Below are 14,847 nucleotides of genomic sequence, written 5' to 3'. Positions count from 1 at the left end.
TAAATCACTGTCCGTAACGGATCGAGAGAGGAAATCAGCATGGTCCGATCCAGAGCCGGTCACGCCTGGCGGCGGTCGATGCGTTGGGCGGCGGTCGCCACCCTGGGCCTGTCGGCCGCACTCGCGGGTGCCGGCCCCGCCTCGGCAGCCGAGGCCGACATCACCGGCGGCAGCCTGACCTGGGGCTTCAAGCAGAGTTTCCGCACCTACGTCTCGGGCGGCAACGGCAGCCCGCCGATCGCGGTGAGCAACGGGGCCACCATCAACGCCGACGGGACGTTCACCTTCCCGTCGACGGGGGGCACCCACGACTCCGCCACGGGCGCCACCAGCGCCCGGTACGGCGGCACCGTGGTCTTCTCGTACCCCGGGCACTTCTTCAAAATCACCCTGGCCAACCCGACCGTCGACGTCTCCGGCGGCACCGCCGCCCTGAAGGCGGACGTGGACCTGGTCACGACGGAGGCCGAACCGGTCTCGGTGCGGCAGGCGACCATCGCCACCCTCGCCGTGAACGGCGGCAACCCCGGCGGCGGCGCGGGCACGGTGACCGGCACCAGCCTCGCGGCGACGCTGACCAGCGCGGGCGCATCGGCGTTCAACGGCTTCTACGCCGCCGGCGACGCGCTCGACCCGGTGTCGTTCACCGCCACCACCGGTGGCACCGGGCCGGCGGGTCCGGCGGTGTCGGTCACCCCGTCCAGCGGGCTCGAGCCAGCCGGGGCGACGATCACGGTCGAGGGCTCCGGCTTCGACCCGGCGGCCAACCGGGGGGCCGGCTTCTACGTCTCCTTCGGCCCGAAGGTCGACCAGCACTGGCTGAACGCCGGCGTGTTCCAGGTGACCAAGTGGGTGAGCCCGACGAACCAGCCCACGGAGTCGCGGGACAAGCTCGACGCCGACGGCACCTTCCGCACCACGCTGCCGATCAGCGCGGCCTACACCGACAGCACCGGCAAGCAGGTCGACTGCCTGGCGGTGCAGTGCTATGTGGTCACCTTCGCCGCACACGGCTCGACCGACCGCAGCCAGGACACCTTTGCCCCGGTCACCTTCACCCGGGCCGGTACCGGCGGTGGCGGCGACGCCCAGCAGCGGATCACCGCCACCGTGACAGGCGGCCCGCTGACCCTGAGCGTGGCCGGTTCCGCCGTCGCGCTGCCGGCCGTGACCAACGGTCAGGTGGCCAGCGGTGACCTGCACGACGCCACCGTGGCGGACCTGCGGGGCACCAACGCCGGATGGAGCCTGGTCGGTGAGGTGTCCGACTTCACCTCCGCCACCGGCGGAGTCATCGCCGCGGACAACCTCGGCTGGACGCCGAGCGCGGTCGCGGTCGACGACCCGCTCGGAGGCACCGTCGGCACCGTCACGCCGGGCGCGGTCGCGGCGCCCGGTGCCGGCCTCGGGGCGGCCCGGGCACTGTGCACCTCGCCCACCGGGGCCAGCGGCGGCACCTTCGCCTGCGGCGCCCAGCTCAACCTGGGCGTGCCGGCGTCCGCCGCGGCGGGCGACTACACGACGACCCTCACCCTGACCCTCTCCTAGGTCGGGACCGGGTTACCGGTGGGGCGGGACGTTCCCCGTCCCGCCCCACCGGCCGTCCGGCCCACCGCGTCCACCCCTCCGGAGCCCGGCATGTCCCTCGTCACCCTCCTGTCCCGGACCGGCGCCGCACTCGCCGCCGCGCTGCTCACGGCGGCCCTCGCGCCGCCGGCCGCCGCCGCCCCCACGCGGGCCGTCGCGTCCACGCCGTCGCCGGTCGGCACCCCGCCCGCGCCGAGTCGCGCCGGGCAGGCGTCGCCGGCTCCCGGCCCCGCCGCCACCCGGTGGGCGGTGCAGCCGTCCGGGCCGAAGGGCCCGACCGGACGCAACTACTTCGTCTACGACCTGGCCCCCGGCAGCACCCTCACCGACCACGTCGGCGTCAGCAATCTCAGCAACCGGCCGCTGACCTTCCAGGTGTACGGCACCGACGCGTACACCACCGCCGACGGCGCGTTCGCCCTGCTGCCGGCGGACCGGGCAGCCACCGACGTCGGCTCCTGGATCAGCTTCGAGCGGCGGAGCTGGACGGTGCAGCCCGGCAAGCGGGCCGACCTACCGTTCCGGCTGAACGTGCCCGCCAACGCCACCCCCGGCGACCACGCGGGCGGGGTGATCGCCGCCATCGCGCAGGCCCGCACCACCGCCGACGGGCAGCAGGTCCTGGTGGACCAACGGCTGGCCGCGCGGGTCTACCTCCGGGTCGCCGGCGAGGTGCGCCCCGCCGCCACGATCGAGTCGGTACGCGTCAGCTACGACAACCCGGTCAACCCGGCCGGCGGGGGCGACGCCGTCGTCAGCTACCGGCTGCGCAACACCGGCAACGTACGCCTCGGCGGAACAGGCACGGTGACCCTCGACGGTCCGCTCGGCTGGCGCCTGGCCCGCACCGCCCCGGTCGACCTGCCCGAACTGCTGCCCGGCGCGGTCTTCACCGTCACCGAGCGGGTCACCGGCGTGCCGCCGGCGCTGCGGCTGACCGCCGAGGTGGACCTCGCACCGACCACCGTGGACACCGCGCTGCCGCCGGTGCTGCGCACCGCGACCACCTGGGCGCCGCCGTGGCTGCTGCTCGCCGGGCTGGCCGTGCTGGCCGGCTGGCTCGCCGCCCGCTGGCGCCGCCGCGTCGCCGCCGCGCGGGCCGCCTCCGCGGCCTCCTCCGCCGACGGACCGGCCGTGGCCACGGGGGCGGACCCGGGTCAACCGGCCGCCGGTCCGCCACCGGCGGCCCGGCCCGCCACCGGCCCCGCGACCGGAACGCCGTGACCCCGCTCATGCCGATCGGCGTCGCGTTGCTGGCGCTGGCCGCCGCGGTGCCCGCGCCCGCGCCGGCCGGCACGCCGTCGGCGGTACCGGGGATCGCCGTTCCGGCCGGTACGCTCCGGGCCGGTCAGCAGGTCCTGGTGGCCCTGCGCGGTTGGCCGGCCGGCACCGTGCAGATCGAGGTCTGCGGCAACGCCGGCCGGCGCGGCGCGCTCGACTGCGCGGCCAGCCACGCCAGCGACGGGCACGTACCGCCCTCGGGGGCGGCAACCCTGCCGGTGGTGCTCGCCGGCCCGCCGGTCGCCTGCCCCTGCGTGCTGAGGGCCCGCACACCCACCGGCTCCGCCCGCGCCACCGTCACCCTGCCGCTGACCGGCGTGACCGCGCCTCCCGCCCCGGCCCCGGCCGGCACGCCGGAGTTGGTCGTCGTCGACCTGCGCGCCGCCGACCGCTCCGGGCTCGCCGGCTGGTTCGGCCTCCCCGGGAACCTGACCGTGGACCTCACCCTGCGCAACGCCGGCCCCGTCGACGTCGTCGACCCCCCGTTCACGTTGCTGTTCGGCCGCCCCGGGCGGGTGCACGGGGTGGTCGACGCCCCGGCGCTCGGCACGATCTCCGCCGGGCAGACCCGGCAGTACCGGATCCGGGTCCCGATGGACGTCGCCACCGTCGGCCGGCACGAGCTGCACGGCCGGGTCGAACCGCCCGACCGGCCGCTCGCCTTCACCGTCGAGGCGGCCCGCTATCCCTGGGGCCTGCTGGCCCTGGCCGCCGCGCCGGTCGTGCTGGCGCTGGCCCGGACGCGTCGGCGTCCCGCGCCGGGGCGGCCGGACGCCGCCAGTGGCGGCCGGACGCCGCCAGTGGCGGCCGGGCGGCCAGTGGCGGCCGGGCGGCCACGGGAGGCCCCGCCCCGGCCGGCGGGGAGCCGGCGCTGGACGGCGGCCGTTCGACCGGCCCGAAGCCCTAGGCTCGGCGCGAACGCGTCCAGCACCGGACCCTGGTCATCGGCCCACGAGCCCCAACTGGGTGGAGTTGTCGGGGAGGCCGGCGAGCGACACCCGACTGCCCCTGGCCGGCGTCGGGGTTCCGACGCCCGGCAGGCTGTTGAACGCTGACCAGGAACCGCCGGCGCCCCGCACCCGGTGGTAGATGGCGTCGTCCGCGCCGACGATCACCACCTGCGAGGTGCCGTCCGGCAGCCCGGCGACGGTGACGTCCTTGGCCACCGCCGGGCTGCTGGTGCCGCTGCCGTTCAGCGGCTGGAACGGGCTCCAGGTGCCGTTGGCCGACCGGATGCGGTGGTGCAGGTAGCCGTTGACGCCCGCGATGACGACCTGCGACGACCCGTCGGGCAGGCCGGCGACAGCCACGGCGCTGCCGATCGCCGTCGTACTGGTGCCGTTGCCGTCGAGCGGCTGGAACTCGCTCCACGTCCCGCCGGCGTTGCGGATCCGGTGGTAGATGCCGCTGTCCATGCCGACGATGACCACCTGCGCGGTGCCGTCGGGCTGCCCCGAGATGGCGACGTCCCTGGCACCGGCCGGGCTCGGGGTGCCGTAACCGTTGAGCCTGCCGAATGCGGTCCAGTTCCCGTCGGCGTTGCGAATGCGGTGGTAGACCGTGTCGTCGACGCCGACGATCACGACCTGGGCCGAGCCGTCGGGCAGGCCGGCGATGGCCACCCGCTTTCCCCGCGCGGTGCCGGTGGTGCCGACGCCGTTGAGCGGCTGGAACTCGGTCCAGGTGCCGTTGGCGTTGCGGACGCGGTGGTAGACGCCGTCGTCCAGGCCGACAATCAGCATCTGCGCCGTGCCGTCGGGGAGGCCGGCCACCGCCATGTCCTTGGCGCTGCCGAGCGAGGGGGTCTGGTAGCCGTTGAGCGGCTGGAATCCGGTCCAGGCCCCGCTTGCGACGCGGATCTGGTGGAACATCGGGCCGCCGGCGCCCACCGGCGGCGGGTTCTGCGCGATGTAGGCCAGCGGATTGAGATAGGCCCCGGCGGGGTTGATCATGTGCCAGTGCAGGTGTGGCCCGGTCGAGCTGCCCGATCCAGGTGCCCCCGCGGCGCCGCCGGACAACCCGACGACCGCACCGGCCGCAACGTACGTCCCGTTGGCCAGTGCGAACTGGGACAGGTGGAGATACTGGCTACGGTAGCCGTCGGAATGGCTGATGGTGACCGTGTGTCCGCCGCCGCCGTTGAACGGCGTGTTGGTGACCGTGCCCGCCCCGCAGGCGGGCAGTGGTGTGCCCACGCGCATCCCGAAGTCGATGCCGCCCCGGGAGCCCCGGTTGAGGTGATCCTGCCACCCGTTGGTGATCGGGTACCCCCCGAAGGGGTTGTAGATCGCCGGGCCGGCGTAGGCCCGACCCGGCAACAGGAGCCCCCCGGCGGACAGGCCGGTCAGGCCCGCCACGCCACGGATGAGACTTCTCCTCGCGACTCCCATGTGCTTCCTCTCCCGAGCGTGGCTGATCAACCACGGCAGAGGTATTCCTACATGCGCACACATGGAAATATCAATGCCCCGACCCGTGCCGCCGGGTCGGCAATTCCCGCTACCGCTCCTTGAGGCGGCGGTTGACCTCCTCGGAGATCCGTCGGTTCAGCTCGGCCAACCGCTCGTCGGTGTACGTGGCCAGGTCCTTCAGGTCGGGGCTGCCGTTCGCCGCCTCCTCCTGCTGCTTCTGCCGCTCCCGGCGTTGCAGTTCCTGCTCCTCCGGCGAGCCGGGGGCGGCGTACGCGCACCGGACCAGGGCACCGTCGGCGTTCTTCAGGCAGGTCGCCTCCCGCCCGTTGACCTGGCCCCGCCCCTCCACCCGGTACCGGATGCTCTGCGCACTACCGAGCGTGGCGGTCCAGGTGCTGCCGCCGGTCGGCACCACCTCGAACACCTGGTCGTCGTTCCAGCAGCAGACGTCCCGGTACTCCGCCTTGATCAGGGCGACGATCGCCTGGGGCGACGACCAGGTCGGGCTGAGCCGGTGCACGGTCAGCGGGGCGAGCCCGCCGCCGGTGTGCCGGGTCGGCACCGTCGACACCGCCACCACCGAACTGGCCTCGCCCTGCGGGGTGAGCGGGGTGACGTACGCGCTGCCTCCGCTGCCGTCGCGGTGGCGCAGGGTGAACTCCGACTCGTTGCCCTCGTTCGCGCCGTCCTCGGAGGCGTCCCAGCCACTGCGCTCGAACCACCAGTCGGCGAAGCCGCCGACGGCGGCGGTGCCCTCCCGCTGCTCGGCGGCCAGGCTGATCGGATAGGACGGTCCGGGCACCTTCCTCGTGTCGTCGGTGATCGTGACCTTCCCGGTCCGGCCGTCGTACAGCGCCACGCCGGCCGGCCGCTCGGTCACCACCAGGACTCCGGTCTGGCGCTTCAGCGGCACCACCACGACGGGGGTGTCGCCCCGGCAGTGGACGTACGCGTCGTCGGCGGAGAACCGGACCCCGCGCCGCTCGGCGGAGATCTTCCGGCCCAGGTTGTGGGTGAACCAGCCGCCGATCCGCGCGTCGGCGGTCGACACGTCGAACTGGCACCGCTGCTGCGCCCGGCTGTTGCCGCCGAGCGGCACCTCCTGCACCAGGCCGACCTCGTAACCGGTCAACCAGCCGCGCCGCTCGACCAGGACAGCGAACCGGTCGGAGTCGGGCAGGTAGCTGACGTCGGTGATCTCGCCGGTGACGTCACCCAGGTTGGGCGCCGCCTGTGCCTTGCCGACCACGTACGGCGCGCGTGCGGTCAGCTCCGGGACCGGATCGGTCACGACCCGCATGGTGGTCACGTACGCCCGGTCCTGGAGGTACTCGCCGTAGGCCAGCCAGAACGCCCCCAGTGCCAGCCCGACGGCGGCGCCCAGCCAGCCGAGGACCACGATCCCGCCGGCCGCCGCGGGCGTGGTCCGGCGTCGGCGGAGCCGGTGGGTGAGCAGCCGCACCAGGAACGGCGCCCCGGCGAGCAGGGCCACCAGGGCCGGCGCCACCAGCCAGGGCAGCAGTTTGCGCGCCTCCCACACGAGGATGGTGGTGACGTACGAGGCGTACCAGCCGACGGCGGCCAGCAGGAGAATCGGGATACCCACCCGCAGCGTCCGTCCCATCGACAGCCCTCCTCGCGGAATGACGAGCCCCGATCCTATTTCGACCGGTCAAGACGAGCTGGAACGTCCGTGCAGCCCGGCCGATGGACCGCTCGCCGAGCAGCCGCTGGGCCGGCGCGCCCCGGCCTCAGCCACCGCCCATGGTCGACGAGCTGTTGTCCGACGAGTTGCCCCGCCGTGACGTGTACCGACCCGCCCGCAGCCCCGCCCTCGCGCGGCGGCCCAGCACCGCGATGATCGACAGCAGCACCGCGGCGAAGAGCACGGGTATGCCGACTGCCACTGCCACGACCATTCCACCCGACATACCGATCGCCTCTCTCCGGCTCCACGACGCGAGGAGGAGCACGGCCCTCTGGGCCGAGACCGATTCTCCTCCCCGCACCCACGGTGGGAGACCCGCCGGGGCCGGGAGGCGGCTGCGGGCACCCACCGGCACGCCGGCTCACCGGCTCGGACAGCGACCGTCGGGGCCCGTCAGTCTCGGCGGCGCGCGACCAGGACGGCGTCGTGGACGGAGATCTCGCGTCCCTCGGGGTCGGCCGCCACGCGTGGCCGGGCCTCGGCGGCCAGCACCTGCCACGTGGCCGGGTCGAGCGAGGACGCGACCTCCTCGCCGGTGAACATCATCTCCGGGAAGTGCATCCGACGGGCGGTGGTTCGCAGGTCGAGCGGGTGGTGCCCGACGATCAGCAGGGTTCCGCCGGGGGCCACCGCGGCGGCCAGCCGGGCGAACAGCTCCCGCCGTGCCTCGCCCGGCAGGTGCATGAACTGCGACGACACCAGGTCGTACGCGCCCTCGGCGGGCGGCTGGTCACGCAGGTCCGCGTGCGTCCACTCGATGCGGTCGGCGATCTGCGGACCAATGGCCGCGGCGTGGGCGGCGGCCCGCTCCAGGGCGGTGGTGGAGATGTCGACCGCCGTGACCCGCCAGCCCCGTTCGGCCAGCCAGACAGCATCGGCGCCCTCGCCGCAGCCGACGTCGAGCGCCCGGCCCGGGGGCAGCCCGGTGGCGTCCGCGACGAGCTGCGGGTTCGGGCGTCCGCTCCACACCGCCGCCCGGGCCCGGTAACGCTCCTCCCAGGCGGCCTCCTCGAACATCGTGTCCGCCTGGTGCCGGTAGGCGGCCACCGCGTCACGGGTCTCCTCGGCGACGAGGTCGGCGTTGATCGCCGCGCCGGCGGCCAGACCTGCCGCGGCGGCCGTGATCACCTGGGCGCGTACGTCGGCCACGTTGCCCGCCACCCACACGCCGGGCACGGCGGTGGCCCCGGTCGGGTCGGCGGAGACCTGGCTGCCGATCACCTGCCCACCGAACTCCACGTCGGCCGGCTTCAGGCCGAGCGACTCCAGCACGCCCGCGCGGGCGGTGAACCTCGGGGCGACGACCAGCGCGTCGAGCGCGACGACCTCGCCCGAGGCCAGCCGTACCCCGGTCAGCGTGTCGCCGGCCACCTCCAGCCCCGCGACCGGGCCGTCCACGACGGTGATCCCGCGCGCCGCGAGCCGCTCGGTCTCCTCGGCGCCGGGCGTCGCGCCGTGCAGCAGCAGCATCACGTGCGGGCTCCACTGCCGCCACAGGTCCGCCTGGTGCGCGGCCGTCGGGCCGGTGGCCAGGACGCCGAGGCGCCGGTCCCGGACCTCCCACCCGTGGCAGTACGGGCAGTGCAGCACGTCACGCCCCCACCGCTCGGCCACCCCCGGCACGTCGGGCAGTTCGTCGACGAGCCCGGTCGTCACCAGCAGCCGCCGCGCCCGCACGCCGCGCCCGCCGTCCAGCGTCACGACGAACCCGTCATCCTCCCGCGACGCGGTCTCGACCCGCCCGGCGACGACCTCGCCGCCGTACCGGGTCACCTCGGCGCGCCCGGCGGCCACCAGATCGGCCGGCGGCGTGCCTTCCCGGGCCAGGTAGTTGTGCACGTGCCCGGCCGACGCGTTGCGCGGCTGGCCGGCGTCCACCACCAGCACCGACCGTCGCGCCCGCGCCAGCGTCAGGGCCCCGGAGAGCCCGGCTGCGCCCCCACCGACCACCACCACGTCGTACGTCTCGTCCGCCATGTGCGCCCCTCCGCTCGTCCGGGCCAACCGTTCCGCGTGTCCCGCCGACCCGTCGGTTCCGGTCCGCGCCGGTTCACCGAGCTTGAGCGGGCGATCGAAGGGGTGAGTCGTCGGATGCTGACCCTCAGCCTACGGAGCCTGGAGCGCAACGGGCTGGTGACCCGTACGGTGCATCCGGATTCACCACCCCGCGTTGAGTACGCCACGACGCCCCTGATCGAGGAGATCGTCGACCCGCTGAAGGCGCTGGCGGACTGGGCTGCCCGCAGCAGGCCGACCATCGCCGCTGACCGTCGTGCCTACGACGGTCGCCAGTAAGACACTACGCGAGAGGCTCGGCCGTGGCGCAGGAAAGTGTCCCCTGCGGCCGTATCGCCCCATCCGTGGTGCTCGTCCCAGCCGACATTCGCACGGTGGTCGAGCGCCGCCCGCGAGCAGTGCCACCGTCGACATCCAGATCAGACAAGGACCGAACTCTCAATAGGCGAATCAAGATTGGGTGAGGCCACAAGCCGCCCCGAACTGCAAGGCATTGAGATACCCATCTCCGCCGACAGGATTCCCGGTCGACGAGGAGAAACTAACCCTATGCTTGCCACCGGAATACCTGCGGCCCCTCCGGGCCGAGGGAAAGCACCAATACAGGGATTTGCGAATGCGCCGGAATTCTGCTCTGAACAACGGCACTGCTGGCGTCAGCGAAATAACACCCAACGGCGAACCGCCAACCTCTACCGCAGAGGGCGTCGCGCGCCGATCCGCGGTCGCCGAGGAACAGGAGTTTCTCGACGTGGCCACGGCCCGGCGCGACAGGCTGGCCGACCACCTGCAGGCCGAGCTCTCGTCAGACGCCCTGGACGCGTTGGAACGGGCGCGGCTGCGCATGCTCCGCCAGCAGTACGAGGAGCTACGGCGAGCACAGGATGGGCTGGTCTTCGGCCGCCTCGACGGTCTTGATGGCACCGTGCGGCACATAGGCCGTGTCGGTCTCCGCAACAACGGCGAGGACAGTGAGCCGCTGCTGCTGGACTGGCGCGCTCCCGCAGCTCGGCCGTTCTACACCGCGACGGCTGTCGACCCGCAAGGTCAGGCACGGCGTCGTCACATACGCACGACGGGATCGGCCGTTGTCGGCGTGGACGACGAGCCACTGGACGGGACCATAACGGCGGAACTCGTCGGTGAAGGCGCTCTACTGGCCGCCCTGGACCAGCGGCGCACCGGCCGCATGTCGACGGCGATCTCCACGCTGCAACGCGAACAGGACGACATCATCCGGGCCGAGGCGACCGGCCCGCTGATCGTTCAGGGCGGTCCCGGCACCGGCAAGACCGTGGTTGCCCTGCACCGCGTCGCCTACCTGCTGTTCGCCCACCGAAAGATGGCCGACCAAGCGGTCCTGGTCCTCGGCCCCTCGCCGCGGTTCCTCCAGTACATCGCCCAGGTGCTGCCCGCGCTCGGTGAGACCGCCGTCGTCTCGGCGACCTGCGACACTCTGCTGCCCGAGATCCGCGTGGGCCGCGACGAGAGCCGGCTTCTCGCCGAAATCAAGGGCCGCGCCCTCTGGCAACCCGCGCTCGAAAACTACGTCACGTCGCTGCTCCCCCGGCCCCGTGAGCTGAAGCTGCGCTGGGAGGGCGAGTTCTACGTCATCACAGCCGCAACAGTGGCACAGGCACTCGCCTCGGCGGTGCAGGGACGCCCGTACCACCGCGCCCGCGCGGCGTTCGCCGAGCAGCTGCACCACCTCCTTGCCGAAGCCGTCGCCGAGCAGCGCGAGGCGCTGATGAACGAGATGGAGGAGGGCTTCGAGGACATCCTCGCCCGCGTCGACAGGGGCATGAAGCAGGACCACCACCTCGACAGGAGGTCCACCGGCAGCGACGTCGACGGATTACTCTCCGAGGAAGAAATAGAGAGTCTTCGTTCTCGTATCGCCGAGAACGCCACCATCGCCCGGTTCATCGAGGCATGGTGGCCCACCTGCGACGCCGAAACCCTACTGTGCGATCTCCTGACCGACCGCACCCTGCTGGCCCGGTTCGCCCCGCAGCTGTCCCCGGAGGAGATCACCGCCGTCTCGGCCGAGCCCGCCCCGTGGGCATCGAGCGACATCCCCCTGCTCGACGCCCTCGCCGATCTGCTGGGCGCGGTCGAAGCCCCGCAACCGCAGGGCGAGTTCGTCGCCGACCGCGCTCGCCGGCAGCGCGGCTGGGTGTACGGCCACGTCGTCATCGACGAGGCGCAAGAGCTGTCCGAGATGCAGTGGCAAATGGTCCTACGGCGTTGTCCCAGTCGCTCCATCACCGCGGTCGGCGACATCGACCAGGCGGAGGCAGCGCACCGGCACACCAGCTGGGCACAAGCGGTGCAGGCTGTTTTCGGAGACCGCTGGGCCGCTGCGGAACTGACCATCTGCTACCGGACCCCGCGTGAAGTCATGGACCTCACCGAACCGGTTCTGAAGAAAGCCGGCAGCCACAACGCGCCGCCACGGGCGGTACGTTCCTCCGGCATCGCCCCCTGGGAGCTCACGATCACGCCCGCCGAGCTTGCCGGCGCCGCCGCCCAAGCGGTGCGACAGTTGCAGCAACGGTGGCATGGCGGCACGGTCGGCGTCATCGCCCCCGCCGACCGCATCGCCGAACTCCTAGCCGTGCTGAGCGATGTGCCGGTGCTCACCGCCACCCAGTCCAAGGGACTGGAATGGGACGCGACGCTACTCATCGACCCCCAGGGCATCGCCGCTGAACCGCGCGGCTGGAACGGCCTCTACGTCGCGCTCACCCGATGCACCCAGGAACTCGGACAGCTGGTGCTCACGTAGCAATCGCCACACCCATGTACATCCGTACACTCCGCCAGGAGATCGCGGCGAAGTGACCGTTGCCGGGGCCACGGGAACGGGTACGGCGGTCCCGGGTGACCGCCGTACCCGTCCGAGGATCAGTAGCCGACCTTGACCTGCATCTGCCGCCAGGTCTGCGGGCCGACGACCCCGTCGACCGTGATTCCGCGCATCCCCTGGTACCAACGCACGCCGGCCTCCGTCCGCGCGTCGAAGGACCCGGTCGCCCGGCCGCACCGCCGCTCCCCCACGAACCGCTGGACGAAGGCCACGTCGTCGCCGTTCGTCCCGCGGCGCAGGGTGCGCGAGCCGGGCGCCCGCCCGGCCGGCGTCGGCGCGGGCGGCGTGGTGGCCTCGCGCAGCGCGGCGACCGTCCACGGGCCGACGACGCCGTCCACCGCCAACTTCCGGGCCTGCTGGAAGGTACGCACCCACGCCTCGGTGGCGACCCCGAAGTCCCCGTCGACGGCCAGCTTGGCGCCCAGCCGGCCGGCGACGGTCTGCAACTCGCGCACGTCGCTGCCCCGGCTGCCGCGCCGCAGCACCCGGTCACCGAGCTTCGGCACGGGCGCGGTGACGATCCCCCAACTCCGGTCGCTCCGCTCCGCCGACGGGGTGTGGCTGACACTGACGTGCAGGTGCTTGTCGTGCGGGTTGCTGCCCGTGTACCGGGCGGGGGTGAAGCCCCGCGTCCGGCTCCAGATCGTCCGGTTGAAGATCACGTACTGGGTGGACGGGTGCGCGATGCACTTGCGGATCACCAGCGGCGGGTCGATGCCGTCCCGGTCGACGTCGAGCGCGTTGACCGAGCGGTCGTCCGCGTCCGGGTTGTGGTCGGAGGTGCCGGCCTGGTGGGCGGCGTCGCCGATCCAGCCGTCCGAGGCGCGGTCCCGGTGCGGCCAGCGCCGGTCGATCTCGTCGCGCAACAGCCGCAGCGTCGGCGCCAGGTGGTACGCCACGAGCCCGGGTGGCTCCGGCGACGGCTCCTCCTCGGCGGCGAAGAGGTCATACTCGACCGCCTCCCCGATCCGGCTGCCCGGATCGTCGTCCTCCGGGGTCCGGTCGACGTCGACTTGATCGATCACCGCGTCCACCTCGTGCTCCTCTCTGCTGATCGCCGGTGGGGTTGTCACGCGGCGGTGGGGGTCGCCGACGCCTGCTCGGGCGTCGGATCGGTGGCGGCCGGGGCGGGCCGGACGGTGTGCGGCGCGGCGGCGGGAACCTCGGCCACCAACGGGTCGAGGTCCGCGCGGATCGCCGAGACCTGCCAGTAGAAGGCGTGCGACGCCGTCGACCCGTCGACGGTGCGGACCCGGAACTCGCCGGCGGTGACCCGGGACGCCGCCAGCGGCGACACCGGCTCGTCGTCGTCGAAGACCGGAGTGAGCTGGACGGTGCGGCCCTCCAGCCGGGTCAGCGCCTCGAAGTACTCGGGCAGGTCGACGGTGGCGGCCCCGTCGACGAGCCGTCCCTCGCCCCGGTAGTAGACGCCGTTCTCGGGGCCCTCCAGCGCGGCGTGCACCAGCAGCCGCCGGTCCGGATCGGCCGGGTCGTCGAGCGGGTGGTCGATGACGAACTGCTTGGTCCGGCCGACGATCTTGCCGCTGGCGGCCTCCAACGAGATCGGGTACGGGCCGCCGGCCGGCCCGGCGTACATCGCCCCGGAGACGAACAGGTCGAAGGTGCTGACGCCCCCGCCGCTCCAGTCGGGAATCGAGTTCGGGCTCGTCTTCACCCCGAGTCGGCCGTTGACCTGCAGGTCACCGCCGAACAGGCCCCGCTTCTCCACCCACAGGCAGCCCGCGTCCGGCTCGGAACTGCCGCCGTGCCCGACGTACACGCCCTGGGTGTTGAGCAGGTACAGCCGCTCCGGGCCGGTCAGGTGCAGCCGGCCGGCCCCGGCGAGATAGCCCGCGGCGGGGAGGTTGACGTTCCCGCCCACCCCGAGCGCCCCCTGCACGGTCAGGTTCCCGCTGGCACCGGCCTCCTTGACCACGAACAGCCCGGCGCCGGCCCTGACCGCCACCTGGCCGTCGCTGAGCAGGTTCAGCCCGCCGCGTCCGCGCACCCGGGCGGCCCGCAGTTCCTGCACCTCCAGGTCCGCGTACGCGCGGCTGTGCAGCGGGTAGCCCAACGAGGGGGTGACCGAGCTGCAGTCGACCAGTTCGAAGCCGCGGCCGGCCCGGAAGGAGAGCTGCCCGTGCTGGACGCCGGGCCCCCAGAAGCCGAGGCCGCCGACCACCTGGTCGGCCTGCACGACGGTGCCGTCGAGGCTGCCCAGGTGCAGCATGCTCTGGCTGATCCGCAGCCGGTCCGCGCCGGCCTGGTGGAAGGTGATCGCGTCGTCGGGGTCGTTGTTGTTGCCGATCCGCAGGACGGTGTTCTCGCCGGCCGCCGCCCAGTAGCGGATGAACGCCTCGTCGCCGACCCCGCCCCCGGCGTTGGCGGGGAACTGGATGCCGGCCTGCGGCGAGTTGCCGACGGACGGCACGATCGCCCCGGCCGGCACCCGCAGGCCGGCGACCAGCCGACCGGTGGCCTGCACGGTCACCACACCCTGGCTACGGACCACCCGGCCGAGCACGATCGCGCGCCCCGGGTCGGCCGGCGGGGCGCTGGTCAGCTCCACCCGGCCCTCCTCGGTCCACCGGGTCTCGGCGGCCACCCCGCCCTCGTCGCGCCGGTCGGTCAGCGTCTCCAGGTAACGCAGGGTGACGTGGAACGTGCCGTCGCCGGGCGGGCTCACCCGGCGGCTGGCAGGCACCACGATGAGCAGCCCGTCGGCGTCGACCGCCGCCCCCTCGGCGACCGTGACGTCGCCCCCGGTCGCGGTGAGCTCCAGCCCGCTGACCACACCGACCGGATGCCGCAGCCGGGCGGTGAGGTGCTGGCGGGACAGCAGGTAGTCCACCGCCTGGGCCAGGTCGGCGGCCCGCAGGTACTGGTGGTCGTAGTACCGGGGCCGGGCCATCGGCAGCGGCACGTCGTTCTTCCAGTTGATCGTCATCGATTTCTCCGCGCAGTTTCGAGATCGG

General features: G+C 73.3%; 11 protein-coding genes. 5 read left to right on the top strand and 6 right to left on the bottom strand.

Annotated elements, in window-relative coordinates; genetic code table 11:
- Positions 1 to 39: 39 nt before the first annotated feature.
- The 3 genes from ACQPZO_RS12865 (at position 40) to ACQPZO_RS12855 (ending at position 3,923) form a co-directional block, all read left to right on the top strand.
- Positions 40 to 1,548 (top strand): HtaA domain-containing protein, encoded by a 1,509-nt coding sequence (locus ACQPZO_RS12865; protein ID WP_433350023.1) that lies wholly within the window; start codon positions 40 to 42, stop codon positions 1,546 to 1,548.
- 90 nt (positions 1,549 to 1,638) lie between these two features.
- Positions 1,639 to 2,811: a WxL protein peptidoglycan domain-containing protein gene (locus ACQPZO_RS12860; protein WP_433350022.1), complete on the top strand. Its 1,173-nt coding sequence runs from the start codon at positions 1,639 to 1,641 to the stop codon at positions 2,809 to 2,811.
- Positions 2,808 to 3,923, top strand: a complete 1,116-nt coding sequence (locus ACQPZO_RS12855) for a hypothetical protein (RefSeq protein WP_433350020.1) — start codon at positions 2,808 to 2,810, stop codon at positions 3,921 to 3,923. The genes ACQPZO_RS12860 and ACQPZO_RS12855 overlap by 4 nt, the downstream gene beginning before the upstream one ends.
- On the opposite strand, the gene ACQPZO_RS12850 is transcribed toward ACQPZO_RS12855, so the two are convergent.
- From ACQPZO_RS12850 to ACQPZO_RS12835, 4 genes are all read right to left on the bottom strand, one after another.
- Entirely contained in the window at positions 3,810 to 5,225 is a 1,416-nt protein-coding gene (locus tag ACQPZO_RS12850; protein ID WP_433350018.1) for a peptidoglycan DD-metalloendopeptidase family protein, read from the bottom strand. The two genes, ACQPZO_RS12855 and ACQPZO_RS12850, sit on opposite strands and share 114 nt — an antisense overlap.
- A gap of 142 nt (positions 5,226 to 5,367) precedes the next feature.
- Entirely contained in the window at positions 5,368 to 6,903 is a 1,536-nt protein-coding gene (locus tag ACQPZO_RS12845) for a hypothetical protein (protein WP_433350016.1), read from the bottom strand.
- A 127-nt stretch (positions 6,904 to 7,030) separates the two neighbouring features.
- Positions 7,031 to 7,192: a hypothetical protein gene (locus ACQPZO_RS12840; RefSeq protein WP_433350015.1), complete on the bottom strand. Its 162-nt coding sequence runs from the start codon at positions 7,190 to 7,192 to the stop codon at positions 7,031 to 7,033.
- Positions 7,193 to 7,380: 188 nt separating this feature from the next.
- Positions 7,381 to 8,964, bottom strand: coding sequence for a methyltransferase domain-containing protein (locus ACQPZO_RS12835; protein ID WP_433350013.1), 1,584 nt, complete (start codon positions 8,962 to 8,964; stop codon positions 7,381 to 7,383).
- Positions 8,965 to 9,078: 114 nt separating this feature from the next.
- Here ACQPZO_RS12835 and ACQPZO_RS12830 point away from each other — a divergent pair, with 114 nt between their 5' ends.
- On the top strand, positions 9,079 to 9,282 hold the full coding sequence (locus ACQPZO_RS12830) for a winged helix-turn-helix transcriptional regulator (RefSeq protein ID WP_433350011.1): 204 nt from the start codon (positions 9,079 to 9,081) through the stop codon (positions 9,280 to 9,282).
- 337 nt (positions 9,283 to 9,619) lie between these two features.
- The gene (locus ACQPZO_RS12825) at positions 9,620 to 11,791 is read left to right on the top strand and encodes a HelD family protein (RefSeq protein WP_433350009.1); all 2,172 of its coding nucleotides are present in this window, start codon (positions 9,620 to 9,622) and stop codon (positions 11,789 to 11,791) included.
- A 119-nt stretch (positions 11,792 to 11,910) separates the two neighbouring features.
- Here the strand turns inward: ACQPZO_RS12825 and ACQPZO_RS12820 are convergent, their stop codons facing one another.
- Positions 11,911 to 12,897 (bottom strand): peptidoglycan-binding domain-containing protein, encoded by a 987-nt coding sequence (locus tag ACQPZO_RS12820; RefSeq protein WP_433350007.1) that lies wholly within the window; start codon positions 12,895 to 12,897, stop codon positions 11,911 to 11,913.
- Between the two features lie 44 nt (positions 12,898 to 12,941).
- A complete protein-coding gene (locus ACQPZO_RS12815; protein WP_433350005.1) occupies positions 12,942 to 14,819 on the bottom strand; it encodes a hypothetical protein in 1,878 nt (625 codons plus the stop codon).
- Positions 14,820 to 14,847: the final 28 nt, after the last annotated feature.

Source organism: Micromonospora sp. CA-111912 (assembly GCF_050948415.1).
Lineage (GTDB): Bacteria > Actinomycetota > Actinomycetes > Mycobacteriales > Micromonosporaceae > Micromonospora.
This window is presented reverse-complemented; position numbering and strand designations above follow the sequence as displayed.